The organism is Ensifer sp. LBL (genome assembly GCF_050435225.1).
Lineage (GTDB): Bacteria > Pseudomonadota > Alphaproteobacteria > Rhizobiales > Rhizobiaceae > Ensifer.
The window spans coordinates 158,777-184,422 of the sequence record NZ_JBNDJY010000008.1 but is presented as its reverse complement, the minus strand read 5'-3'; the positions used below and the strand labels follow the sequence as shown (position 1 = coordinate 184,422).

Here is a 25,646-nt window from a genome sequence, read left to right as displayed (position 1 = left end):
ATGCCAGCCATCACCGATCCACGCCGTTTCCTCGAAGCGCTGTTCACCTCGGCCGTTGCCGCGGCTGATCCGGAGAAGGTGATTGCCGCCAATCTGCCGGCGCGACCCAAAGGGCGCACGGTGGTCGTCGGCGCCGGGAAGGGGGCTGCCCAGATGGCGGCGGCCTTCGAGCGGCATTGGGATGGCCCGCTCTCGGGCGTGATCGTCACGCGCTATGGCTATGCTGCCCCTTGCGAGAAGATTGAAGTTCTGGAAGCGTCGCACCCGCTGCCGGATGAAAACGGCCTGCTGGCCTCGAAGCGCTTGCTCGCCGAAGTCAGCGGCCTGACGGAGGACGATCTTGTCGTCGCGCTCGTCTGCGGCGGCGGCTCGGCACTCCTGCCTTCGCCGCCACCCGGCCTGACGCTCGAAGACGAGATCGCCGTCAACCGGGCGCTGCTTGCCTCCGGCGCGCCGATCAGCGCCATGAATGCCGTGCGCAAGCACGTCTCGATGATCAAGGGCGGCCGCCTGGCCGCTGCAGCCTATCCGGCCAAGGTCGTCTCGCTGATCGTTTCCGATATTCCGGGCGACGATCCGGCGCTGGTCGCCTCCGGACCAACACTGGCGGACACCAGTACGCGCGAGGATGCACTGACGCTGATCGAGCGCTACAGCCTGGACCTGCCGGCCAAGGTCATGGCCTGGATCAACAGCCCGGATAGCGCCGCGCCATCTCCTGACGATCCGCGTTTTGCCTGCAACGAAGTCCGGTTGATCGCATCCGCTTCCGTCTCGCTCGAGGCTGCGGCGGCCGAGGCGCGTGCCGCGGGCATCGAGGCGATCATTCTTTCCGATGCGATCGAGGGTGAGGCGCGCGACGTTGGCGGCGTGCATGCGGCGATCGCCCGCGAAGTCGCCGGCCGTGGTCGGCCGTTCACCAAACCGGTCGTCGTGCTCTCGGGTGGAGAGACGACCGTCACCATCCGCGGCAAGGGCAAGGGTGGCCGCAACAGCGAGTTCCTGCTGGCGCTGGCGCTTGGCATCGATGGCGCCAAGGGCGTCTCGGCGCTGGCCGCTGATACCGACGGCATCGACGGCTCCGAGGACAATGCAGGCGCCTTTGCGGACGACACCACGATTGCCCGCCTTGTGGCGCAACGGCTGGATGCGGCCGCATTTCTGCAGAAGAACGACAGCTGGTCGGCTTTCGACGCGCTCGGCGATCTCTTCAAGCCCGGACCGACCGGCACCAACGTCAACGATTTCCGCGCCATCCTGGTGCAGTGATACGCGCGTGGCGGGTGCATAGCCTGCCTGTCGCTAGCCACTTCACGCGAAGTGGCAACTCACCGAGCCGTAGACGCCGAAATCGGCGACGATCGTGTCGCCGCTCCTGGCTTCGAGCGTGCGGACGAACGAGCCGGAAAGCACGATCTGGCCGGGCTCGATCGCGTCGCCGCATTGCGCCAGCCGGTTGGCAAGCCAGGCGATGCCGCGGGCCGGATGGTTGAGCACGCCGGCCGCAAGCCCGGTCTCCTCGATCACCGCATTGCGTGACACGATCGCCCCCATCCAGCGCATGTCGACCGTATCGGGACGCACGGCCCGGCCGCCGAGGATGAGGCCGCCATTGGCGGCGTTGTCGGCGATCGCGTCGACGAGGATGCGCGCCTTCTTTGTCTTCGGATCGGTGCGGACGATGCGGCTGTCGAGGATCTCCAGCGCCGGCATCACATAATCCGTGGCGTTCAGCACCTGCACGATGTTGACGCGCGGACCCTTGAGCCCGGTTTTCATGATGAAGGCGATCTCCGCTTCGACGCGCGGCTGGATGAAGCGGTCGGCGGGGATGCTTGCGCCGTCATCAAACAGCATGTTGTCGAAGAGCACGCCGGAATCCGGCGTGTCGATGCCGAGCGCCTGCTGCATGGCGTTGGAGGTCAGCCCGATCTTCCAGCCGATGATGCGGTGGCCGTCGTCGCGTTTGCGCCGGACCAGGGCGGCCTGGATCGCATAGGCGTCGTCGACCGTCATTTCAGGATGCTTGAGCGAGAGGAGCCCGATCTGTTTTCGATCGCGCTCGGCCTGATGCAGGCTCTCGGCCGCCTTGGCGATCTCGGTTGCATTCAGCATGGTGCCCCCCGACTTCAGCGTCTTTTAGGATACACCAAGGTGGCGCCCGGCGCGCGTACCGTCTTTGGGCGATCAGATCGGCTGGCTCGCCAGCATCAGGCCGAGGCCGATGAGGATCGAGCCGCAGGCGCGCGGCACGAGATTGCCGGCCCCTGAGGCCAACCGACCGAGCGTGAAGGAGGCCAGGAAGACCGCGGCGACATCGGCGACCGACAAGGCAAGGTTCACAAACAGGCCGAACATCAGGAACTGCAGCGACATCGGCATCGACGCGGCCGGATCGACGAACTGCGGCAGGAAGGTCACGAAGAACAGGGCGGTCTTGGGGTTGAGGATCTCCACCACGATGCTGTCGCGCAGGACGCCGGGTTTGGCCGCCTCTGCATGGGCGGCATGTTTGCCGACGCCGAGCAGCATGGTCGCGCCGAGCCAGACCAGATAGACGGCGCCGGAAAACTTGATTGCTCCATAGAGAAGCGGTGCATGGTGAAGCAGGGCGGCAAGTCCGAGCGTCGCGGCGGCGATGTGGACGTAGCAGCCGATATGGATGCCGAGCGCCGCCAAAAGGCCGGCCTTGCGGCCATGTGCCAAGGTCTGCGCCGTCATATAGAGAATGGCAGGACCCGGCATGAAGGCGAAGATCGCCGTTGCCAGTGCGAACGAAATCCAATGCTCCAGCGAAGGCATGGCTGCTCCTCCCAAATTAGCCGGCGCGCCCTTCGGCCGACGTCGTAACGTCGAACCAGGCCTGTCCGTGGCGCGATTTGGCGGGAGAACTACGCTTGGTTGTGTCCGGTTGACATACGGCAGGTGCCGTATTTCGGCTTTGGCGAAGGCCACTCCGTTTTGCCGTGGTTAAGGGAAGATGACCGTCGCGGATCGAGGAAAGAAAGCCGGACGTCAGCCGATCGGCAGGCCGATACGCACCGCATAGGCGGCGATCTCCGCCGCATTGTGCAGGCTGAGCTTGCGCATAAGGTTTTCACGATGCTTGCGGGCGGTCAGCGGGCTGATGCCGAGGCGATCGGCGGTTTCGCGCGCTGTCAGCCCTTGCGCGGCGAGAGAAAGGATCTGCATCTCGCGGCGGGTGAGGGGAATAGGGGAGAGCGCCGCATCGATTGTCGGCGGCGGCTGGTGGCTGCGGGGATCGTCGACGGCGAAGCGAACCGACTGGCTGAGATAGATCTCGTTTCTGAGCATTGCGTCGAGCGCCGCATTCAGTTCGGCCGGATCGCCGCTCTTGGTCAGGTAGCCGCTGGCACCGGCGGCGATCGTGGCGCGCACGGTTCGCGGCTCGATGTTTGCTGTCAGCACCAGGATCTTCATGCGCGGCGCGACCGTCCTCAGTTCGCTGATGAACTGTACGCCCGCAACGCCGGGCATGCCGAGGTCGAGGATCACCAGATCAGGACTGCTGGCGCGCACGACGGTCGTAAGCGTCTCGCCGTCGGCAGCCTCTGCAACCACCGATACGTGCTCCATGGTGGAGAGCAGCAGCTTCAGGCCCTCGCGAACGATGGCGTGATCGTCTGCCACCACGATCGTCAGCAGTTGGCGCATGTAAGCAATCCTTCATCGAATTCAGGCAATTCTCCGCGGATATCCGCGTTGCATCGAGAGAGGAGCGGCAATGGAGACTCGCGAACACCTGCAACCTCTCCTGATAGGCTTATTATTTCGTCAATCTTACGCGGTGCTTTTTGCCAATTTCGCAATTCCATTGCCGGTTGCTTATGTTCTGCGCGATCTCGTATCCTGGGATCTGCTGCTTTCCTGGGGTGCCGCACTCTATCTGCTGACATTCGCCCGCATTCTTCTCGACTGGCGATACAGGCGGCAGGGGGATGAAGGGCGGAGGCGAGACTGGAGGCTATGGGCTTGGCGCTTCACGCTGCTTTCGTGGGCTTCCAGCGGCCTCTGGGGCGCGCTCGGGTGGTTTGCCTTCCATCCGGACGAGCCGCAGACACTCGCTTTCATCTGCATCGTGATCACCGGCATTGCCAGCGGCGCGGTGCCGTCGCTGTCGGCGTTTCCGCTAGCCTATGCCGGTTCGCTGGTCGCGATCCTGCTGCCTTTCGCCATCCGTTGCTTCCTCGGCGAGGGGCCGATCTACGACACCTATCTGATCTTCACCATCTGCCTCTTCGGCGTCGATCTCTACTACAGCCGGGTCACCCACAGGACGCTCGCCGAAACGGTGCGGCTACGCTTCGAGAACCTGTCGCTGATTACCAGCCTCCAGGAAGAGCGCGACAAGGCGCAAAGTGCCGATCGTTCGAAGTCGCGGTTCCTGGCTGCTGCAAGCCACGACCTGCGCCAACCGATCCACGCGCTGAGCCTCTTCATCTCGACGCTGGCAGCGCTCGGCCGAAACGGTGATGTTCCGGCGAAGAACGCCCGCGATCTCGCCGACCGCGCGCGCTCGGTCGTCGGCAGTCTCGGCGGTCTGCTCGACGCGCTGCTCGACATTTCCAAGCTCGATGCAGGCATCGTCACCGTCGCGCGCGAGCCGGTATCCTTGCGGCGGTTGCTCTCCGATCTCAAGGCCGAGTTCTCCGGCATCGCCAAAGACCAGGATCTCGGCTGGCGCGTGGTCATGACGGATATCTGGGTCGATACCGATCCGATGATGCTGAAGCGCGTTCTCGACAACCTGCTGTCCAACGCCTTCCGCTACACCAGCACCGGGACGGTCCTGATCGGCTGCCGGCGGCGCGGTGCTGCGGTGGAGGTGCAGGTCTGGGACACCGGCGTTGGCATCCCGGCGTCCGAGCAGGAGGCGATCTTCGAGGAGTTCGTACAGCTTCAAAACCCGGCGCGCGACCGGTCGCAGGGGCTCGGGCTCGGCCTTGCCATCGTCCAGCGTACCGCCGCACTGCTCGGCCATCCGGTCAAGGTGGTCTCGACAGAGGGGCGCGGCTCGATGTTCTCCATCACTTTGCCGGTGGTCGCGTCGCCGTCGCTGGCAAAGCCCGGACGCGCCCACCCGACCGCCGCGACCCAGCATGGGGGCATCGTCGTCATCGACGACGAACGCGACGCGTTGGATGCCACGGCGCTGCTGCTCCGCACGCTCGGCTATGCGGTCTATGCCGGGCGTTCGGCCGCGGCGGCCCGAACGGAGCTTGAGAAGGCTGCGCGCCTGGGAGAGGCGCCGGTCGATCTCGTCCTCACCGACTACCGTCTCGAGGCCGGCAAGACCGGGATCGAAGCAATCCGGGAGATCAGGGCCTATCTTGGGTGGGAGGTGCCGGCGCTGATCCTTTCCGGGGATACGTCGCCGGCGCGGCTGAAGGAAGTGACCGCAAGCGGCCACCGTCTCCTGCACAAGCCGCTCGATGCAGTTCGGCTCGAAGACGAGATCGAAACGCTTCTCGCCGAGCGGCCAGACGACGCGGCGCGCGAGGTCCGCACCGTCACTCGATGAAGACGCGCACGCTGGCGGCGCGCCCGACGGAATCGATCACCGTCAGCGTCGAATAGCCGGCACCATCCGGTTGCCACTGCGTCACCCGCCGGCGGGTGAGTTCCGGCAGCGGTTTGCCGTTCGCAAGCCAGCGGAACGGTGCGCGTCCGCCCTGGAGCTTGAGCGTCAGCGGCGACAGCGCCTGATGGTCCGCGCCGAGCTCGACGCGCGCACCCTCGGGCGGAAACACGATCTGCGGGGCCGGCTCGCGGGCCGAAGCGTTGACGAGGCCACTCGCCGTCAGCGAGAAGCGGCGCTGGCTGATCGGCAGTTCGGCTTGAGATATGCGGATCGCGCCGGCCGGCGCATCGGGCAGCGGCGTGATGCCGAAGCCGGACTTGGCGAAGCCTTCGAAGAGAATGGGAGCGGCGCTGCCATAGCCGGTCAGGCCGGGAACCGCACCGTTGTCGGGTCGTCCGACCCAGACCCCGAGCACATGGCGGCCATCGTAGCCGACCGACCAGGCATCGCGGTAGCCATAGCTGGTGCCGGTCTTGTAGGCGATGCCGCGCTGGCGGCTGCCGGCGGGCGGCAAGACGCCAGAAAGCGCGTCGGAGACATGCCAGACAGCAACCGGCGAAAGTACCGGCTCCGCTTCGATCAGGCCGGCCTTGCCCTCGACGCCGTCGCCGAGCCGGAGCGGAAAGCCGCGATTGGCAAGCGCCGCATAGAGCTGCACGAGATCGCGCAACGAGAGCCCGACGCCGCCAAGGCCGATCGCAAGGCCGGGTGCCTCGCCGGCAGGAAGCGCCGGCTTCACTTCGCCACGGCGAAAGCGCATCATCAGTTCGGCGGGACCGACCGCATCGAGAAGGCGGACCGCCGGCACGTTCAGAGACAGTTGCAGCGCCTCGCGCACGCTGACGTCACCCTGGTAGCTCATGTCGAAATTGCGCGGTCGATAGCCGAAGAAGTCCGCCGGGCGATCCTCGATGATCGTCTCCTGGCTGACGAGTCCTTCTTCGAAGGCAAGGCCGTAGATGAAGGGTTTGAGGGTGGAGCCCGGCGAACGCGTGATGCGGGTCATGTCGATCCAGCCGGAGCGGCTCGCATCGAAATAGTCGGCCGATCCGACCGAAGCGACGATCTCGCCGGTCTTGGCATCGGCCATCAGCATGGCGACCGAAACCTTCGGTCCGAGCTTGGCAGCGCCTTCCCTCGCCACGGCTTCGAGGTTGCGCTGGACGGCAAGGCGCAAGGTCGTCTCATGCCGAACCGCCTTCGGGTCCTTGCGCAACGCGCGTTCGGCAAGGTGGGCGGCATAGGCGGGAAGCTGCAGCCGGCGCGACGGGACGGAGGTGGCGATCGCGCGCTCCGCTTCGCCGTCTCCGATCACATCGGCAACCGCCAGGCGCGTCAGCACCCGTTCGCGCGCAGCGACAGCGGCGGCATGTTTGCGGTCCGGGCGACGCTTTTCCGGCAACTGTGGCAGCGCTACGAGCAGAGCGGCTTCGCCGGCCGTCAGCCGTTTTGGCTCCTTGCCGAGCCAGGAGAGGCTTGCGGCGCGCACGCCTTCGATGTTGCCGCCATAGGGGGCGTGGGTGAGATAGAGATTGAGGATCTGGTCCTTGGATAACCGCCGCTCGATCTGGATCGCGCGGGCGATCTGCAGCAGCTTGGCGGTGATCGAGCGCTGCTGCCGTGGCTCGATGAGGCGGGCGACCTGCATGGAGAGCGTCGAGGCGCCCGAGACGATCCGGCCGTTGCTGACGAATTGCAAAGCAGCGCGGCCGAGCGCCAGCAGATCGACACCGGAATGCTCCCCGAAACGCTGGTCCTCGTAGGCGATCAGCATCTTCAGGAACTGCGGATCGACATCGTCGACGGTCGTCTTCAACCGCCAGAGACCATCCGGCGTTGCGAAGGCGCGCAACAGCTGTCCGTTGGCGTCGTCCACCTCGCGCGAGACGACGTCCGCCTCGCCAAGCGGCGGCGGGAAGGCCTCGTCAGCCTTCTCGATCGCAAAGCCCGTCAGCCCCGTCAGAAGCAGGCAGACGGGCAAGGCGATCAGCAGTTTGCGCCCAATCGACATGATCTTGCCTATTGCGCCGCCAGCACCTCCATCCGCCCGGTTGCCGTGCGGGCCGAAAGCTGCGGCCGGTACATGTCCTCGACGGTTGCGGCCGGATGATCGTAGGTGCCCGGCGTTACCGCACGCACGACATAGGCGAGCGTAACTTCGCGGCCGGATCCGATGCTGCGGTCGAGTGCTGCGACGAAGCGGTCGTTGCGGAACTCCGTGTGGGTCGCGGTGATTTCACCGAGCCACTCGAAATTGCTGAGCTGGGCGCTGTCGACGAGGCTCGGATTGTCGATCTGGAAACCGGCCGGCAGAAGGTCGGTAACCAGCACGCGCGACGGCCAATCGTTGGCTTCCGTAACCTTCAGCACGACGACGTAGCGTTCGTTCTGCCGCGCCTCCATGACGTTCGCCTCGGCACCGTCGAGCGTGTAGTAGGTGCGCTCGATGGTGAAGCCGTCACCGCCGGCCGAAAGCGGCTGGGCAGGGGCGGCGACCGTGGTGACCACGGCGGAAACCGGATCGGCGCCCTGGTTGCGGATCACCACCGGATGGGTGATGAGCGCGTCGCCCGTCATCTGAGCGGCATAGCTGCCGGTCTTCGATGCGCCGTTGACGTCGAGCGCCATGTCCTCGTCGCCATTCTGGATGGCGCGGGCGGCAAGCAGCATCCAGGCCTGTTCCTGGGTGCTGGTATAGGTTTTCTGTTCCCATTCGCGGGCGACCATTTTCGACAGCTCCGGAACGATCGGCGGGACCGGTCGGCTTTCGGCCGCAAGCGCCAGCACCGCCGCGCCGTCACGCAGCGACGAGCCGTAATCGGAGCGCGACAGGCTGACATTGACGAGACCCGTCGACATGTTCGCCGCATTTGCAAACGTGTCCTGCGCCCCTTGAGCATCGCCATACAGCGAAAGCGCTGCGGCGATATGGGCCTTGGCGAGCGGCGTCGGGAAGTCGTTGATCAGCGTGTTGGCGTAATAGCGCAGATCGTTGATCGCCGCCTTGCGATTGCGGGCAAGCACGTAGAGCGCATAGGCGATCTCGTTGCCGCGATCCTTGGCATTGGTGTCGTAGCTGACGCCGTTCTGCAGATTTTCGAGCGCCTGAACCATCGCGGCCTCCGGCACGTCGTATTTCTGCTCGCGAGCCCGGGTCAGGAAGTCGGTGACATAGGCGTCGAGCCACAGGTCGCCGTAGCCCGGCCCCCAGAGGCCGAAGCTGCCCGACGAGGACTGGTTGGAGAGGACACGGTAGATCGCCTCCTGCACCCGCTTGGTCAGGCCCTCGTCGTCGGCAAGGCCGGATTGCTTGGCAAGCTCGCTCAGGTAGAGCAGCGGCAGCGCGCGGCTGGTCGTCTGCTCCGTGCAGCCGTAGGGATAGCGGTCGAGCGTCATCAGCAGCGCCGGCATGTCGAAGGCGGCGGAGCGGGTGACGCTGAGGTTGACCGAGGCGCCCTGCAGGATGCTGTCGGCGAGCAACTGCCCATCGACCGTCAGGCTGCTGTCGGGCGCGATCGACACCACCCGCCGCTCAGTCACCGGCAGGGTTGCCGGACGCACGAGCAAGTCGAGCGACTGCTCGAGCGAAAGGCCGTTGGCGCCGGTCAGCGCCACCGTGACCACGCCGTTGCCGGGATATTGCCCGACCACCGGCAAGGTAATGGAGGAGCGGCCGCCCTGGTCCAGGGTGACCGTGCTGCCCGTGCCCGGTTGCTCGACGGTCGCCTGGCCACTGGTCGTCACATGGATCTGGTAGTCGCCGGCCGGCGCGTCGGTGTTGGCGATATCGAGCCTGAGGTCCGACCGGTCTCCGGGTGCCAGGAACCGCGGCAGGCTGGCGGTGACGACAACCGGGTCGCGGATCACCACGTCGCGCGTGGCGTGGCCGACACCGGATTTCGTCCAGGCGACGGCCATCAGCCGCGCCGTTCCGTTGAACTGCGGGATGTCGAAGCTGACCGTTGCCTTGCCGTCGCCATCGAGCTGCACCGGCCCTTCGAAGAAGGCGACCAGCTTTTCGGTGGGCGGGCTGCCCTGAAGTGCCACCTGGCCGCCATCGCCGCCGGTGCGCAGTTTTCCGGTCGCGCCAAGCGAGCCGTCGATCAGGCGACCGTAGAGGTCGCGGATTTCAAGGCCGAGTTGGCGCTGGCCGAAATACCAGGCTTCGGGGTTCGGCGGCTCGTAGCGGGTGAGGTTGAGAATGCCGACATCGACGGCGGCGATCGTCACATAGGCTTCTTCATTGGCGCCGGCACCGGCGACCTGAAGGCTGATATCGAGCGGCTGGCGCGGCTCCATCTTCTCGGGCGCTGCGAGCGTGACGGCAAGTGCGCGCTCGGCCGGGTCGACCGAAAGCCACTTGATGCCGATGGCGCGCATCGGCATGCGGCTTTCCTGGGCGTCGCCCGGGCGATAGAGCGTGGCCGTGACATAGGCCCCGGCGCCCCAGGCGTCGGTGACCGGCAGCTCGACTTCGCCGCCTTCCGCGGCAATCGATGCCGTCTGCGTCGTGATCAGGTTCTCGGTACCGACGGTCACCAGCAGCTCGCCGGCAAAACGCGGCGAGACCTTGAGCTTGGCCGTGTCGCCGACCGCGTATTTCTCCTTGTCGAGCGCGATTTCCAGACCATCAGGGGTTTCCGTCGAGGTGGCGGCAACGTACCAGCCGGCGTCGAATTCGAGGCTCGAGGTCGGACCATCGACCGCGGCCGTCTCTACTTCCAGGCGATACCGCCCCCAGCCGACGGGCACGGAGATGTCGCCGCCGTCTTCCGTCAGGTCGACGCTGCCGTTGGCCACCTGCTTGGTGGTGACGACGGGTTCGTATTTCCAGGCGCTGCCGTCGCGGTACCAGTGATAGTTCCGCTCGACGCTGATCAGCTTCCAGAGGACCCCGGGCATGGCGAGCTTGGCCCCGGCCGGATCGACGGCGATGACGCGGAACTTGCCGACCGAGTTCTCAGCCAGTTCGCCTTCGAATTCCGGCTTGATGCCGAGCATCGGGCCTTCGGCGCGCACCGGCAGTTTCAGCGAGCGCTCGACGGCGCGGCCACCGGCTTCGCGCATGCGAACGGTCACGGTGGCATTAAGCAGCTGCGTGGTTGAGGGCACTTCGTCGATGAGGACGTCGAAGCTGGATTTGCCTTCCTCGTCGAGCGACGAAAGCTCTTCGAGCGGCAGGCGCGTGTCTTCACTTGCCTCTTCGTCCGCAAGGCCGAAGGAGTAGCCTTTGAAGGCGGCATTCTCGCGCGTCGGCTTGATCGTCACTTCGCCTTCAAGTTCGAGCCCGGCAGCCGGCGCGCCATAGAGATAGCGCCCGTCGACCGCCACACTCGCCGTCTCGCCGACAGCGATTTCCTTGGCGTCGCTGGTCAGATCGAATTCGGTGCGATCCGGCACGAAGTCATCCACGAGGAACTGCTTCTCGCCGATCGCAGGCGACTTCGGATCGGTGAAGATCTGCATCGTCCAGGTGCCGCGCATGGCGTTTGCTTGGGTGTCGAGGTCGAGCGTATGGCCTCCGAGCTTGCCGCCGGCGCTGGTCATGCGGCGGTATTCGACACCATCCGGGCGGAGGAAGACGAAGGTGAGCGGCAGGTTTTCGATCGCCATGCCGTCGACGTCACGGGCAAGCGCTGCCGCATGCACGGTTTCGCCGGCGCGATAGATGCCGCGCTCGGTCCAGGCGAGAATGTCGATGGCGCCCGGAGCCGCGCGTCCGGTGACGCCGCGGTCGGAAAGGTCGAAGCCGGCGCGGCTCATGTCGAGGAAGACGTAATCGTCTTCGCCCTTCTTGGCCGTGATCACCGCAGGCGTCAGGCCGGCCGTGCCACGGATCAGGCCGGCGGTGAAGGTGACACGGCCGTCGTCATCGCTCACGGCCGTGCCGAGGATCTCGTTGTTCTTGGCGACGAGCTGCAGTTCGACACCTTCGATCGGCTCGGCTGTGGCAAGCGAGCGCACGAAGACGTTCAACCCGTCGGTGCCGGCATAGGTGGAGAGGCCGATATCGGAAACGACGAACCACTGTGTCGCGCGCGCGTCCCATTCCTGGTTGACGCCGGTTGTCGGCGCGGCGGTGAGCACATAGACGCCGGGCTTGCGCTGGGGCAGCGCCTCGTCGACCGGGAAGCTGGTGACAACCTCCTTGTTGACGTCACGCTCAATATCGATCGAGCCCTGCCAGACGAGTTCGCCGATCTCATCCTCAATACGCTGGGCGCTGTAGCCATCGAGCTGCGTCAGGAACTGCGAGCTCTGCAGCACCTGGGCGATGCTGCGGTCGCCGACGCGGTAGAGTTTCAGCTTGGCGCTGTCGGTGTTGACAGAGACGAGCGGGATGCCGCGGCGCGCGGTCGACGGCAGCACGAAGCTGTCGCCGGTGAAGCGCACCATCTGCGCACGGTCAGCGACATAGATGTCGAGGGTCACGGGCGCTTCGAGCACTTCGTCGACGGTGGAAGGCAGGCCGCTGCGAACGGTCAGCTTGTAGCGTTCACCATGCGAAAGCCCCTCGACGCAGATCTGGTCGCCCTTGGCCTCAAGCGCCTTTGGCGCAGCACCATTGACGGTGACGAAGGAGGCATAGTCGGCGCCGCTCTTTAGAAGCTGCTCGGAGAACTGCACGCAGGCGCGCGGCGTCGCGGCGTCGGAATCGATCGTATGTTCGACGACGCGGAAGCCCTTGCGCTGCTTAAGGTCGAGATAGGCCGCCTCAACCGATTTTGCCTTCACGAGTTCCAGGCTCGCCCTGTAGGCGTTCAAGGCGGCGCGGAAATTCTCGGCGCCTTCCAGCGATTTCGCCATGACGGCGAGTGCATGTGCCCGGCTCTCGGTGGTGCGGGTGAGTTCATAGCCGTTGATCGCGGCGATGGCCGCCTGGATCGATACGCTTGAATTGTTGGTGATGCGGTTCGCGGTGCGCGCCGCCTCCAGCCAGAGTTCGCCGTCATCCGGATTGATCGCCAGCGCGCCCTGGAAGGCCTTCAGCGCATTTTCGATATTGCCCATGCCGGCCTGGCCGCGCGCCATGTCGATGAGCGTATTGACGCCCATGCCTTGCTGATCGTCGGCGAGCGCCAGATTGGCCTTGGTGTTGCGGGCGTCCTGCAGCAGCTGATCCGACAGGAAATTCAGGCGCGGCGGTGCGCCGATATCGGCTTGTGCGGCCTGCGGCTGCACGACCTTGCCGGCGATGGCACCGGGGAAAGTGTTGAGCTGGTTATAATCGGACTTGAGGAAGCACCACTTCACCTTGGGATTGTAGGTGAACGCGCGGCAGGACCGGTCCGCGATGCATGTCTGCTGGCATTCGTCGAGCGAGACGTTCTGTTCGGTCCTGAGGTCGAAACCGAAATAGTCGCCGTCCTTGGTGATCTCGATCTGCCGTCCACTCTCCTGGGCAACGGCGGGGACGCCGGCGGTCACAAGCGACAGGAAAAGGGTGGAAAGGCCGAAAAACGCGCGCACAGACATCAAGTCCTCCCAACGCTGCCGGTCTCGATAGAGGCTTCACTTTTCAGGCTTCCGCCCCGCTTGTCAACCGAAGAGCAGTCGACGTGCGGCGCAATTTCAGCGGGAGCACTGCTGTGAAGGATCGAGCATCGATCCGGAATGAAACACGATAAAACGATATGTAAATCAAAGTATTATGACGGTCGGCCAAAGCCGCGGGAAAACCGCGCCGCTAGCCTCGTTGGTCTCTGAGGAAGACGGTCAGCGAGCGACCGGCGTCGAGGATATGGTCACGCGTCAAGGCGCTGGCTCGCTCCGCGTCGCGCGCAATGCAGGCATCGAGGATCGCCTTGTGTTCGCGGCGGGCGCGCGCAACGCCCGAGGTCAGCGTCAGCTGCGCCCGCAGGTAACGGTCGATGCGATCGAGCGAGGCGCGGACAATCTGCAGGTAATAGGGGCGACGGGCTGCCTCGTAGAGGCTGTAGTGGAAATTGCGGTTGATTTCGCCCCAACGGTCGGAATTTTCCTCCCGCTCGAACTCCTCGCAATGCTGACGTGCAAGGTCGAGTGTGCGGCGATCGAGATTGGGTATCGCAAGCCGAATGACCTCCGCCTCGATGAGCGCGCGGAACTCGAAGATCTCCTCGATTTCCTCGATCGAGAGGCCGGCGACGACGGCGCCCTTGTAGCGCTCCGTGGTGATCAGCCCATGCTGCTCCAGCCGCGAGAGCGCCTCGCGCACCGGAATGCGGCTGGTGTTGAACATCTGGGCGATGTGGTCCTGCCGCAAATTTTCGCCCTCGGCGAGGTCGCCTTCGATGATCGCCTTGCGCAAGGCCTCATAGACGATATCGGCCGCTGAGGCGGCTTGCCTGACATCGACGGCGTCGAGTTTCATCCTGTTCAAACCCTGCTGGCCAAACCTTGCGGCCTGGCGAATTCGGAAGCGTTTTCGCGCGCTTGGCCAATGGTCATAGGTCCAATTCAGGCGCCGGGCAACAGATGGGTTCGGTTCTCGCAGCAAATTCGAATATTTCAGATTGTATATTGGATCCAATTTTTCTATGACTGTTTTCGCCGGGCGGGCGCGGACGCGCTATCATCTCCGGCGAAGAGCGGAGCGTAGCCGGTGCGAAAGCATGGTGCGCCCGGGTGGCGCCCGTCCACCAGCACGGAAGGAGAAAGGGCATGCGCAGCAACAAGGTCGTTCACATCGTTTCCTGCCACGCGGAGGGGGAAGTCGGCGACGTCATCGTCGGCGGCGTCGCGCCGCCGCCCGGAAACACGCTCTGGGAACAGCGCCGCTTCATTGCCGAGGATCAGACGCTGCGCAATTTCGTGCTCAACGAGCCGCGCGGCGGCGTCTTCCGCCACATCAACCTGCTTGTGCCGCCGAAAGACCCGCGCGCGACGATGGGCTTCATCATCATGGAGCCCGAAGATACGCCGCCGATGTCGGGGTCCAACTCCATCTGCGTTTCGACCGTCCTGCTCGACAGCGGCATCGTGCCGATGCAGGAGCCGGAAACGCGCATGGTGCTGGAAGCGCCGGGCGGTCTAGTCAACGTCGTCGCCCAATGCCGCAACGGCAAGGCCGAACGCATCACCGTCACCAACGTTCCCTCCTTTGCCGACAAACTGGACGCCAAGCTCGAGGTCGAGGGCCTGGGGACGTTGACGGTCGATACTGCCTATGGCGGCGACAGCTTCGTCATCACCGACGCGCGAGCGCTCGGGTTTTCCGTGACGCCAGACGAGGCCCGCGAACTTGCGGAAACCGGTATCAAGATCACCCGCGCGGCCAACGAGCAGCTCGGTTTTACTCATCCGGAAAACCCGGAATGGAACCACATCTCCTTCTGCCAGCTGACGCTGCCGGTCGAGGAGAAAGACGGCGTCCTGCATGGCCGAAACACCGTCGTCATCCAGCCGGCCAAGCTCGATCGTTCGCCGACCGGAACCGGTTGCTCTGCGCGCATGGCGGTGCTGCATGCCCGCGGCGTGATGAAGGTCGGCCAGCGTTTCGACGGCCACTCGATCATCGATTCGACGTTCAATTGCCGCATCGCCGGCGAAACCACCGTCGGCGGCCGCCCGGCGATCGTGCCCGAAATCTCCGGTCGCGCCTGGATCACCGGCACCCATCAGGTGATGCTCGATCCGGCCGATCCGTGGCCGGCCGGCTACCGCCTTGCCGACACCTGGCCGCGCAAGCAGTAAGGCCTGACCTTACGGGCCGCCTTGTGCGGCCCGTACCTTTCGGCCCTGTCCTTTGGATAGTTCCGGCGGTTCAGTCTTCCTTGATGATCCGGGTGGTGCCGACCCAGAGTTCGCGGGCTGGTCCCGCGCCGACATTGCGGGCACGGTGGGGCAGCGAGGCGGGGAAGTGCAGTGTGTCGCCAGCCTTTAAGAGATAGTCCTTGCCGTCGATCTGGTAGAGCATCTCGCCCTCGATCAGGTAGAGGAAATCCTCGCCCTCGTGGCTGGTCAGTTCCGACGCGTAACCGGGCGGCATATGGGTGATACAGCCATTGAGGGCAGCGCCCGGAAAGCCGCGCTCGATCAGTTCGTAGACACGCTCCTTGGTCTCGACATTGTATCCGGGGCGTTCGCCGGCATGCGAGACCATCGAATGCGAATGCTGCGGCGGCTGCGACAGGAAGGTATCGACGCTGGTGCCGAGCGCGTTGGCGACGTTGTAAAGCGAGATCAGCGACGGGGTGGAAATGCCGCGCTCGATCTGGCTGATGAAGCCCTCCGTCAGCCCGGCCTCGCGCGCCACGTCCTTCATGGTCTTGCCGATTTCCTTGCGGCGGGCTCTGAGCATTTGCCCGAGCGAGGCGGGTGTCGAGGCTGCGGGGAGGGAGGCGCCTTCATGGGCTTCGGGCGCCTCTTCGATCTTCAGGGGCATGACTTTCTTTCCGCTTGACTCACGTCTATCGATGTACTTTAGTCCAGCTAAAGTTGGTTCGGCAAGCCGATCAGATCGCGTGCCGCCTTCTTGAAAAGGGGAACTACAAGAACGTCTTCGCGGCAATCCGTCGGCGGCAAAAAACACTAAGAAAAATTGGATCCAATATCCAATAAACGTGTTTGGCACACGATCGATGACGGCTGCGGTCAAAAGGAGGAGTGAGATGAAACGTATATTGCCTATTCTGCTCGGCACGACGCTGGGTCTGCTTGCGGCCACCTCGGCCTTTGCGATCGAGCGCGGCGGCGCAATGACCTTTGCGCGCTACGACGACTCGACCGTCATCGATCCCGTTTACGCCGACCGCAATCCCGATCTCTGGATGGTGAACGGTCTCTACGAGACGCTGCTGCGCAACGGGCCTGACGGTTCGATCGTGCCGGGTCTCGCCGAAGCTCACGAGGTTTCGGCCGACGGCAAGACCATCACCCTTACTCTCAGAAACGCGCTCAAGTTCTCCGACGGCTCAGACCTGACCGGCACGGACGTCGTCTTCTCGCTCGACCGGGCGCGCAATGCCGAACTCGGCCCCTGGGCCGGGTTGCTCGGCGCGGTCGACAAGGTCACGGCCGATGGCAGCAAGATCACCGTGTCGCTGAAGAACCCCGACCCGACGATCATCTCGATCCTCGCAACCTTCAACACCGGCATCATGCCGAAGGCAGCCTTCGAAAAGGCGGCAGGTGCCACGGATCAGGAAAAGGCGCGCGCCTTCTTCTCGGCCGGTCCAGTCACTTCGGGGCCTTTCGTCATGAAAAGCCACGTGCAGGGCTCGAGCATGAGCTTCGAGCGCAACCCGAACTACTGGCGCCAGGGCGAAGACGGCAAGCCGCTGCCCTATCTCGACCGGGTGGAATTCCTCGTCATTCCCGACGATGCGACCCGCATCCTCAAGCTGCAGGCCGGCGAGGTCGACGCCGCCGAGTTCATTCCGTTTGCCCGCGTCGGCGAACTCGGCGCCGATCCGAACCTGAAGATGGAGCTCTTCCCCTCGACCCGCATCGTGTATGCGCCGATCAATACGCGCGAGGCGAAGAAGGACGGAGCGAAGAACCCGCTTGCCGACGTCAAGGTGCGCCAGGCGCTGAACTATGCGACCGACAAGAGCGTGCTGATCAAGCTCGTGACCTTCGATACCGGCAAGCCGATGACCTCGCTGATGTCGGCAGCGACGCAGCTTCATTATGGCCCCGAGCCGCTCTATCCCTATGATCCGGAAAAGGCCAAGCAGCTGCTGGCGGAAGCCGGTCTCAGCGGCGGCTTCGAGGTGAAGCTCACCACGCTTGCAGGCAGCGCCGACGATGCGACGCTGTTTACAGCACTTCAGCAGATGTGGGCGCCGCTCGGCGTCAACCTCAAGGTCGAGCAGGTCGACAACCCGACCCGCGGCGAGAAGAACCGGTCCGGCGACTTCGATATCCACACCTACGGCTGGGCGAACGACGTCAACGACCCCGCACAGGTGACCGGCTGGCTCGGCTACTACAAGCAGCGCCAGGCCGTCGGCACCGGCTGGAACAACCAGGAATTCAACACGCTGTTCGAGGCCTCCAACGTCGAGACCGATCCGGCCAAGCGCAAGGACGAATACAAGCGCATGCAGGAAATCTACGCGGCGGAAGCGCCGTTGCTCTTCCTGTTCGAAACGCCCTTTGCCGTCGCCGTGTCGAAGTCGATCGAAGGCTACGCCCAGACGCCGCTCGGCGCCAACGACTTCTCCGAAGCCTGGCGCGCCGATTGATAGCGGAACGATCTGCAAGAGCCGGGCGGCAAGCCGCCCGGTTTTCCGTTGAAGGTTGGAACCATGCCCTCACTTTCCTATCTCGTGGCACGGCTGCTGCAGATCATCCCGACGTTCCTGTTGGTAATGATCTTCATCTTCCTGCTCGTGCGCATGCTGCCGGGTGACCCGGCGATCGCCATGGCCGAGGCCAAGGCGACCGATGCCCAGCTTGAACAGATCCGGCACAATCTCGGTCTCGACCAGCCGCTGCCGATGCAGTTCCTCGTCTTCGTCAAGAACACGCTGACCGGCGATCTCGGCCGCTCGATCATGCTGAAGGCGCCGGTGACCGAGGTCATTCTGAGCCGGTTGCCGACGACGATATTCCTGGCGCTCTATTCGGTCGTGCTCGCGGTCTTTCTCGCGGGACCGCTGGCCTTTCTCGCGGCATCGCGCGTCAACAGTCCGGTCGATGTCGCCATCCGTGGCGTCTTCCAGGTTGGCCTGTCCATGCCGGTCTTCTATATCGGGCTTTTGCTTTTGACGGTGCTTGCGGCGCAGCTGCGCTGGTTTCCGGTCGGCGGCTACGGCAGGACCTTTCTTGCAAACCTCTACCACCTGATCCTGCCCGCACTCAGCGTCGCGCTCTATACCTCGGCGATCATCCTGCGCAATCTCCGGGCCTCTCTGATCGAGGTGCTCGACGCGGAATACGTGCAGTTCGCCCGTGCGAAGGGCCTGTCGCCGCGCATCATCATGACCCGGCATGTGTTGCGCAATGCGCTGGTCTCGACGGTGACGCTGCTCGGCCTTTCGATCGGCAACCTGATGAGCGGCACGCTGGTGACCGAGACGGTCTTTGCCATTCCCGGTGTCGGGCGGCTGATGCTGGAGGCGATCTTTGCCCGCGACTATCCGCTGATCCAGGGCCTTACGCTCACCTTTGCCGTGCTCGTCTCCGTCGTCTTCCTTTTGACGGATGTCGTGCAATCCTGGCTCGATCCGAGGCTTCGCCAATCATGACGGTCCTGACCCAAACCCATCCGCGGACGCAGGGACGGCTGGCCGCCTTTCTGGCGCGCGCCTTCGCCCGCCCGTCCTTCGTGATCGGCATCGCCATTCTCGGCCTGTCGCTGGCCTTTGCGCTGTTTCCTCAGCTCTTTGCGCCCTATGATCCGCTCGCCTTCGATCTGCAGGCGATCCAGCAGGGGCCAAGCCTTGCGCATCCCTTCGGCACCGACAATTTCGGCCGAGACGTGCTTTCGCGCGTCATCTGGGCCTATCGGGTCGATATGCAGATGGCCTTTTTCGCGACCATCTTTGCGCTTTTGATCGGGCTCACCGTCGGCGCCTTCGTCGGCTATTACGGCGGCATTGCCGACATGATCTTCGGCCGTTGCGTCGACGCGATCATCACCTTTCCGTTCCTGGTGCTGGTGATCGCGATCGTCGCGGTCCTCGGCCCCGGTCTCGTCAACATGTATGTGGCGATCACCGCGGTGAACTGGGTCTATTACGCACGGCTGACGCGCGCCGAAATCATGGCGCAGAAGGCCAACGACTATGCGGCCGCCGGCCGGGTGCTCGGCTATTCTGATCGCCGCATCATCTTCCGCCATCTTCTGCCGAACGCGATCTCGCCGATCCTCGTCTACTGGATGACCGACATGGCGCTCGCGATCCTGCTCGGCTCGTCGCTCGGCTATCTCGGCCTCGGCGCGCAGCCGCCGGCCGCCGAATGGGGTGTCCTGATCGCCGAGGGCCGCAACTTCCTGATGACGGCCTGGTGGATGAGCCTGATGCCGGGCATTGCCATCGTTCTGACCGGGCTCGGCTTCAGCCTCGTCGGCGACGCGCTGGCCGATCTGCTTCGACCGAAGGGGCGCTGAGATGGGAACCACAGAAAAGCCCCTCGTACTCGACGTCAGGCACCTTCGCACCGAGTTCGGCGCGCGCGAGCGGCCGCTGGTGGCAGTGGACGATGTGTCGTTCCAGGTGGGGCAGGGGGAAATTCTTGGGCTGGTCGGTGAATCCGGCTCGGGCAAGAGCATCACGCTGCGCTCGATCCTCGGCATCATCCGCCCGCGCGGGCGTGTCTCGGGTGAAATCCTCTGGAATGGCCGCGATCTCGTTCCGCTCGACGAGACGTGTCTCCGGCGCATCCGGGGCCGCGAGATCGCGATGATCTTTCAGGAGCCGATGTCGTCGCTCAATCCGCTGCTCACCGTCGGCCTGCAAATCCAGGAAAACCTCGTGGCCCATACGGATCTCGATGCGAGGGCGCGCAAGGCGCGCGCGATCGAATTGCTCGATCTCGTCGGCATTCCCGGTGCGCGCAATCGTCTCGACGATTTCCCGCACGAGTTCTCCGGCGGCATGCGCCAGCGGGTGATGATTGCGATTGCGCTCGCCTCCAACCCAAAGCTGCTGTTGGCAGACGAGCCGACGACGGCGCTCGACGTCACCATCCAGGACCAGATCCTGCGCCTCATCCAGTCGCTGAGCCGCGATCTCGGCATGGCGGTCATTCTCGTCACCCATGACATGGGCGTCGTCGCCGAAACCTGTGATCGCGTCGCGGTCATGTATGGCGGCAGGCTTTGCGAAGTCGGCACGACGACGGATGTGATCGCCGACGCGCGCCACCCCTATTCCCTGGGCTTGCTACGCTCGATCCCGCGCGACGTTGCGCCGCGAACACCGCTCTATTCGATCCCCGGTGCGCCGCCGGCACTGAACGCGCTTCCATCGGGTTGCGCCTTCAGCGCCCGCTGTCCGGTCGCCGGGCGCGAATGTCCCGATCGTCGCCCGTCGCTCGAAGCGATCGGCTCGTCGCGGCTCGTTGCCTGCCATCATCTTGAGGATGCCCAAGCGCATTTCGGACCGCGGGAGGCGGCGCAATGACTATGCCCATGTCAACCAGCGCCACTCCCTTGCTCTCGCTCCGTGCGCTGTCGATCCAGTTCGAGAAACGGCGATCACTGTCCGACACGCTCGCCCGCCGTCCGCAGCAGGTCGTCTCGGCGGTTAACGGCATCGATCTCGACGTGATGCCCGGCGAGACGCTCGGGATCGTCGGCGAGTCCGGCTGCGGCAAGTCGACACTCGCGCGCCTGATCGCCGGCCTGCACCGGCCGACATCCGGCGATATCCTGTTCGAGGGCGAGAGCGTCGTCGGCCTCAAGGGGGCACGACGGCGCGCCTATAACCGGCGCGTCCAGATGATGTTCCAGGACCCCTATACCTCGCTCAATCCGCGCATGACCGTGCGCGATACGCTGCGAGAGGCGATCACGGTGCACCGCATGCGCGAGGGTGCGGCGATCGACCGAAGGGTGGACGAGCTGTTGGATCTGGTGCGGCTGCCCGATGGAGCCGCGGACAAGTTCCCGCATGAATTCTCCGGCGGCCAGCGGCAGCGCATCGGCATTGCGCGGGCGCTGTCGCTGGAGCCGACCTGTCTCGTCGCGGACGAATTGGTCTCGGCGCTCGACGTTTCTGTCCAGGCTCAGGTCGTCAATCTGCTGATCGAGCTTCAGGACGAGCTCGGCCTGACGGTGTTGTTCGTCGCGCACGACCTTCGCCTCGTGCGCCATGTCTCGCATCGCGTCGCCGTCATCTATCTCGGCGCGATCGTCGAGATCGGCCCATCGGAGGCGCTGTTTTCGAAACCGATGCATCCCTATTCCAAGGGTCTGCTTGCGGCTGCACCGTCGCTCGATCCGGGCGCCAGGCGTCGTGCGCCGGCACTGTCGGGCGAACTGCCGAGCCCGCTCGCCATCCCACCCGGCTGCCCGTTTCATGTGCGCTGCCCGCACGCCGCCGAACTTTGCCGCCGCGAAAAGCCGGCGCTACGTCCGGTCGGATCGGGCATGACCGCCTGCCATTTCGCCGAAACGATCGGCGACGCCTGAAACTCACTTGATAGGAAAGACATCATGGATACGAGAGCAAGGCCGGATATCTCCGGCCGCATCGGCGCGCTGCGCCGCAAGCTTACGGAAACCGGGCTCGACGGCTACGTCGTGCCGCGCTTCGACGAACATCAGGGCGAGTATTGCGCGCCGCACGACCATCGCCTGGCTTTCGTCTCCGGGTTCACCGGTTCAGCCGGTGTGGCGATCGTCATGCGCGACCGCGCAGCGATCTTCGTCGATGGCCGCTACCAGGTGCAGGTGCGCGACGAAGTGGATCTCGGTACCTTCACGATCGAGCACTTCTATGACGCTCCGCTCAAGGATTGGCTGAAGAACAATCTGCGCAAGGGCGAACGTGTCGGCTTCAACGCCATGCTTTTGCCGTCCACCTGGGATGCCGATTGCAGCCGTTCGGTCGAACTGGCCGGCGGCGTCTGGATGCCTGTCGATGGGGATCTCGTCGATGCGGTATGGACGGACCAACCGGAAAAGCCACTCGGCAAGATCACCGCCTTTCCGGTCGCCAATGCCGGCGAGAGCGTTGCCGAGAAGAAGCGCCGCATCGCCGCCCTGCTGGCGGAGCAGGGCGCCGACCTCCTGATCGAGGCGCAGCCGGACAATATCGCCTGGTTCCTCAATGTCCGTGGTCGCGACGTCGCCTTCAACCCGATGCCGCAGTCCTTCCTGATCTTCGACCGCGCCGGGCAAACGGAATGGCTGGTCGATCATCGAAAGCTCCCGAACGCTCTCTCGGACTTCGAGCTTGACGACGTCGGGATTGCCGAGCCTGGCCAACTGCTTGACCGCGTCAAGGCGATGGCGGCGGGCCGCACCGCGTTGATCGATCCCGGCTTCGCCCCGTCGGCAACGGCCCACGCCACGCGCGCTGCGGGCGGCACCGTGCAGCTCGCGAAAAGCCCGATCACGCTCGCCAAGATGCACAAGAACGCGACCGAGCTTGCGGGCTTCCGGGCTTGTCACCGTCTGGACGGCGCCGCCTGGGTTCGCTTCTTTGCCTGGCTCGAGCGGCACGCCGCCGAACGGGAGGCGAGCGGCAAACCGGTAACCGAACTGGAAGCGGAAGAGCGTATCCTCGCCTATCGCCAGATGGCCGAAAGTTTCATCGAGCCGAGCTTCCGATCGATTTCGGCGGCCGGCGGCCACGCGGCCATGTGCCACTATGCTGCCACCGAGGCGAGCAACGGGCTGATCCGCAGGGACGGTGTCTACCTGCTCGATTCCGGCGGGCAGTATCTGACCGGCACCACCGACGCCACGCGCACCACGGCGATCGGCCCGGTCAGCGACGAGATCCGCCGGGCCTATACAGCCGTCCTCAAGGGACTGATCTCCATGGCATCGCTGAAATTCCCCAGGGGAAGCTTCGGCCACCAGCTCGACGCCTTTGCCCGCCGCCCGCTCTGGGATCTTGGTCTCGATTATGACCACGGCACCGGCCATGGGGTCGGTCATTTTCTCTCGGTCCACGAACAGCCGCAACGCTTCGATCGGCGCGTCAACGAGATCGAGCTGAAGCCGGGCATGGTGACGACGATCGAGCCGGGCTACTACAAGGCCGGCGCCTTTGGCATCCGCATCGAGAACCAGGTTGAGGTGGTGGACGACGGCGACGGGTTCCTGAGCTTCCGCAGCCTGACGCTGGTGCCGATCGACCTGCGGCTCGCCGATCTCGGTCTGCTGACGACGGCAGAGCGGTCGTGGATCGACGCCTATCATCGTCGCGTCGCGCAGGAACTGGACGGCTTGCTTGAGCCGGAGACGCTGGGCTGGCTTTCCGACCGGACGGCGCCGATCGGCGCGTGATAGCGTCTCGTCCGCTTCTTCTCGCGGATTGATATGACGATTGTGGAGCGGCGGGCCGGTTGGTCCGCCGTTACCATTTTTGGTGATCGGCTCCCCGGCCGTGATCGGCACAGAGGTCGCTTTCAATCAATGTGACTCCTCTTGCTTGGGAGAGAGATTTTGTGATATTTTTCACAAAACCTGTTCGCGCCATGGACGGCTGCAGAACACGTCGGACACGGAAGAAATCATGGTCAGCCGCAAGACAGCCCGCATCATCCAACTCGCCGATGCCCTTTCAGGACGGAGAGTCCTGCACTTGCGCGATGCCGCGGCCCTGCTTGGCGTCTCGGAAATGACGATCCGTCGCGACGTTGCCGACAATCCCGGCCAGTTCGCCTTTCTCGGCGGACATATCGTCCCGGCGTCCGAGATCGAAGGCGACGCGCCTTATGAGCTGGCACGCGAGGCCGACAGCCATGCAGCCGCCAAGCGCGAGGCCTGCGTCCACGCGGCGCGCCACATCCGCCCGGACGAGACGATCTTCATCGATTGCGGCACCACGCTCGAATATCTCGTCGATCTCATTCCTGAAAATTATTCAATAACGGCAGTATGTTACTCTCTGAACGTCGCGGAGAAGCTGACCCATAAGCCGAATGTCCGGATCGTCATGCTTGGTGGCGTCTATCATCCCTCGTCGGCGTCCTTCTCCGGTAACTCGGGTCTAGAGACGCTCGATTCGCTCGGCATCAACGTCGCCTTCCTGTCGGCCGCCGGCGTCGATCCGGCGCGTGGCGCGACCTGCGTGCACTTCCACGAGGTGTCGGTGAAGCAGAAGGTCATCTCGCTGGCGCGCGAGAGCCATCTGGTCGTCGACCTCAGCAAGATCGGCAAGCTGAAGCCGGCTTTTTTCGCGCCAATCGGCGTTTTTCGCTCTATCATCACCGAAGAAGGCGAAACGCAGCTGCCGAGCCTGTGAAGGCGGCATCCGCAAAAATATTACGAAATCGTCAAAACGGCAGTGTCTCGCTTGACACGCTCTGTTCTTGATGGAATAGTCACAAAAATTCGATAGAAAAATAACAAAAATGAGTTCTCGGCGGCTGTGCTCGAGTGCGGCTGGTCGTGACAGGGAGTTCAAGGAGCCATCGCTTGGAAGACCTTGCTGTGAAGACTGGCGCGCCGAAGGCCGCGCATTCGCCGGCGGCAGGCCATAACTGGCCGCGCAACAATGGCATCGATCTCGATCTTGGCTGGGTGCTGGACCAGCGCGTCAATCTCTCGGCTGCCGAGCGTCGCGTTGCGACGCTGCCCGGCCGTCGCACGGTGAAGAAGGACGCGCAGGCTGCCTGGCTCTTGAAGGCCGTCACCTGCATCGACCTCACGACGCTCAATGGCGACGATACGACGGAGCGCGTCAAGCGCCTCTGCGCCAAGGCGCGCCAGCCGGTGCGCCAGGATTTGCTCGATGCGCTCGGCATGGGCGGTCGCGGCATCACGACCGGCGCTGTCTGCGTCTATCATCGCTTCGTCTCTACCGCCGTCGAAGCGCTCGAAGGGTCCGGTATCCCCGTTGCTGCCGTCTCCACCGGCTTCCCGGCCGGTCTTATCCCGCATGACGTCAAGTTGCGCGAGATCGAGGCTTCCGTTGCCGATGGCGCCAAGGAAATCGACATCGTCATTACCCGCGAGCATGTGCTGACCGGCAACTGGCAGGCGCTCTACGACGAGATGCGCGACTTCCGTGCCGCCTGCGGCGACGCCCATGTGAAGGCGATCCTTGCGACCGGCGACCTGAAGACGCTGCGCAACGTCGCGCGCGCTTCGCTCGTCTGCATGATGGCCGGTGCCGATTTCATCAAGACCTCGACCGGCAAAGAAGGCGTCAATGCGACGCTGCTGGTAACGCTTATCATGCTGCGCATGATTAGGGCTTATCAGGAGCAGACCGGCCTCAAGGTGGGCTACAAACCGGCCGGCGGCATTTCTGCCGCCAAGGACATCCTGAACTACCAGTTCCTGATGAAGGACGAGCTTGGCCGTGAATGGCTTGAGCCGGATCTCTTCCGCATCGGCGCATCGAGCCTGCTTGCCGATATCGAGCGTCAGCTCGAACATCACGTTACCGGCGCCTACTCGGCCCTCAACCGTCACCCGATTGGATGATCC

Annotated in this window: 18 protein-coding genes; 11 read left to right on the top strand and 7 right to left on the bottom strand. The window is 64.3% G+C overall.

Annotated features, from left to right (window positions below; all coding sequences use genetic code 11):
* A complete protein-coding gene (locus OKW20_RS27960) occupies positions 1-1,269 on the top strand; it encodes a glycerate kinase type-2 family protein (protein ID WP_429177443.1) in 1,269 nt (422 codons plus the stop codon).
* Between the two features lie 42 nt (positions 1,270-1,311).
* Here the strand turns inward: OKW20_RS27960 and hpaH are convergent, their stop codons facing one another.
* The 3 genes from hpaH to OKW20_RS27945 all read right to left on the bottom strand — a co-directional run bounded on the left by hpaH (position 1,312) and on the right by OKW20_RS27945 (position 3,675).
* On the bottom strand, positions 1,312-2,115 hold the full coding sequence (hpaH, locus tag OKW20_RS27955) for a 2-oxo-hept-4-ene-1,7-dioate hydratase (protein ID WP_429177441.1): 804 nt from the start codon (positions 2,113-2,115) through the stop codon (positions 1,312-1,314).
* 72 nt (positions 2,116-2,187) lie between these two features.
* Complete coding sequence (locus OKW20_RS27950) at positions 2,188-2,802, bottom strand: LysE family translocator (protein WP_429116556.1); 615 nt, start codon at positions 2,800-2,802, stop codon at positions 2,188-2,190.
* A 213-nt stretch (positions 2,803-3,015) separates the two neighbouring features.
* Positions 3,016-3,675 carry a response regulator gene (locus tag OKW20_RS27945; protein WP_429177439.1) on the bottom strand — a complete coding sequence of 220 codons (660 nt, stop codon included), beginning with the start codon at positions 3,673-3,675 and terminating at the stop codon, positions 3,016-3,018.
* Between the two features lie 160 nt (positions 3,676-3,835).
* Between OKW20_RS27945 and OKW20_RS27940 the strand changes: the two genes are divergently transcribed.
* Positions 3,836-5,542, top strand: a complete 1,707-nt coding sequence (locus tag OKW20_RS27940; protein WP_429177437.1) for a hybrid sensor histidine kinase/response regulator — start codon at positions 3,836-3,838, stop codon at positions 5,540-5,542.
* Here OKW20_RS27940 and pbpC read toward each other — a convergent pair.
* The 3 genes from pbpC to OKW20_RS27925 all read right to left on the bottom strand — a co-directional run bounded on the left by pbpC (position 5,532) and on the right by OKW20_RS27925 (position 13,955).
* Entirely contained in the window at positions 5,532-7,613 is a 2,082-nt protein-coding gene (pbpC, locus tag OKW20_RS27935) for a penicillin-binding protein 1C (RefSeq protein ID WP_429177435.1), read from the bottom strand. The two genes, OKW20_RS27940 and pbpC, sit on opposite strands and share 11 nt — an antisense overlap.
* Before the next feature lie 8 nt (positions 7,614-7,621).
* Positions 7,622-13,072 (bottom strand): MG2 domain-containing protein, encoded by a 5,451-nt coding sequence (locus tag OKW20_RS27930; RefSeq protein ID WP_429177632.1) that lies wholly within the window; start codon positions 13,070-13,072, stop codon positions 7,622-7,624.
* Between the two features lie 217 nt (positions 13,073-13,289).
* Positions 13,290-13,955 (bottom strand): GntR family transcriptional regulator, encoded by a 666-nt coding sequence (locus tag OKW20_RS27925; protein WP_052201650.1) that lies wholly within the window; start codon positions 13,953-13,955, stop codon positions 13,290-13,292.
* A gap of 290 nt (positions 13,956-14,245) precedes the next feature.
* Here OKW20_RS27925 and OKW20_RS27920 point away from each other — a divergent pair, with 290 nt between their 5' ends.
* Positions 14,246-15,277: a trans-3-hydroxy-L-proline dehydratase gene (locus tag OKW20_RS27920; RefSeq protein ID WP_429177433.1), complete on the top strand. Its 1,032-nt coding sequence runs from the start codon at positions 14,246-14,248 to the stop codon at positions 15,275-15,277.
* 70 nt (positions 15,278-15,347) lie between these two features.
* On the opposite strand, the gene OKW20_RS27915 is transcribed toward OKW20_RS27920, so the two are convergent.
* On the bottom strand, positions 15,348-15,968 hold the full coding sequence (locus OKW20_RS27915; protein WP_429177430.1) for a helix-turn-helix domain-containing protein: 621 nt from the start codon (positions 15,966-15,968) through the stop codon (positions 15,348-15,350).
* Between the two features lie 226 nt (positions 15,969-16,194).
* Between OKW20_RS27915 and OKW20_RS27910 the strand changes: the two genes are divergently transcribed.
* From OKW20_RS27910 to deoC, 8 genes are all read left to right on the top strand, one after another.
* Positions 16,195-17,772 (top strand): ABC transporter substrate-binding protein, encoded by a 1,578-nt coding sequence (locus tag OKW20_RS27910; RefSeq protein WP_429177428.1) that lies wholly within the window; start codon positions 16,195-16,197, stop codon positions 17,770-17,772.
* Between the two features lie 63 nt (positions 17,773-17,835).
* Entirely contained in the window at positions 17,836-18,777 is a 942-nt protein-coding gene (locus OKW20_RS27905) for an ABC transporter permease (RefSeq protein WP_429177426.1), read from the top strand.
* Positions 18,774-19,643: an ABC transporter permease gene (locus OKW20_RS27900; protein ID WP_429177424.1), complete on the top strand. Its 870-nt coding sequence runs from the start codon at positions 18,774-18,776 to the stop codon at positions 19,641-19,643. The genes OKW20_RS27905 and OKW20_RS27900 overlap by 4 nt, the downstream gene beginning before the upstream one ends.
* A gap of 1 nt (position 19,644) precedes the next feature.
* Positions 19,645-20,658, top strand: coding sequence for an ABC transporter ATP-binding protein (locus tag OKW20_RS27895; protein WP_043613545.1), 1,014 nt, complete (start codon positions 19,645-19,647; stop codon positions 20,656-20,658).
* Positions 20,659-20,660: 2 nt separating this feature from the next.
* The gene (locus OKW20_RS27890; protein WP_371258845.1) at positions 20,661-21,668 is read left to right on the top strand and encodes an ABC transporter ATP-binding protein; all 1,008 of its coding nucleotides are present in this window, start codon (positions 20,661-20,663) and stop codon (positions 21,666-21,668) included.
* Between the two features lie 24 nt (positions 21,669-21,692).
* A complete protein-coding gene (locus tag OKW20_RS27885) occupies positions 21,693-23,495 on the top strand; it encodes an aminopeptidase P family protein (protein ID WP_429177422.1) in 1,803 nt (600 codons plus the stop codon).
* 229 nt (positions 23,496-23,724) lie between these two features.
* Positions 23,725-24,456, top strand: coding sequence for a DeoR family transcriptional regulator (locus OKW20_RS27880; RefSeq protein WP_429177421.1), 732 nt, complete (start codon positions 23,725-23,727; stop codon positions 24,454-24,456).
* Between the two features lie 173 nt (positions 24,457-24,629).
* On the top strand, positions 24,630-25,643 hold the full coding sequence (gene deoC / locus OKW20_RS27875; protein WP_043613541.1) for a deoxyribose-phosphate aldolase: 1,014 nt from the start codon (positions 24,630-24,632) through the stop codon (positions 25,641-25,643).
* Positions 25,644-25,646 lie beyond the last annotated feature (3 nt).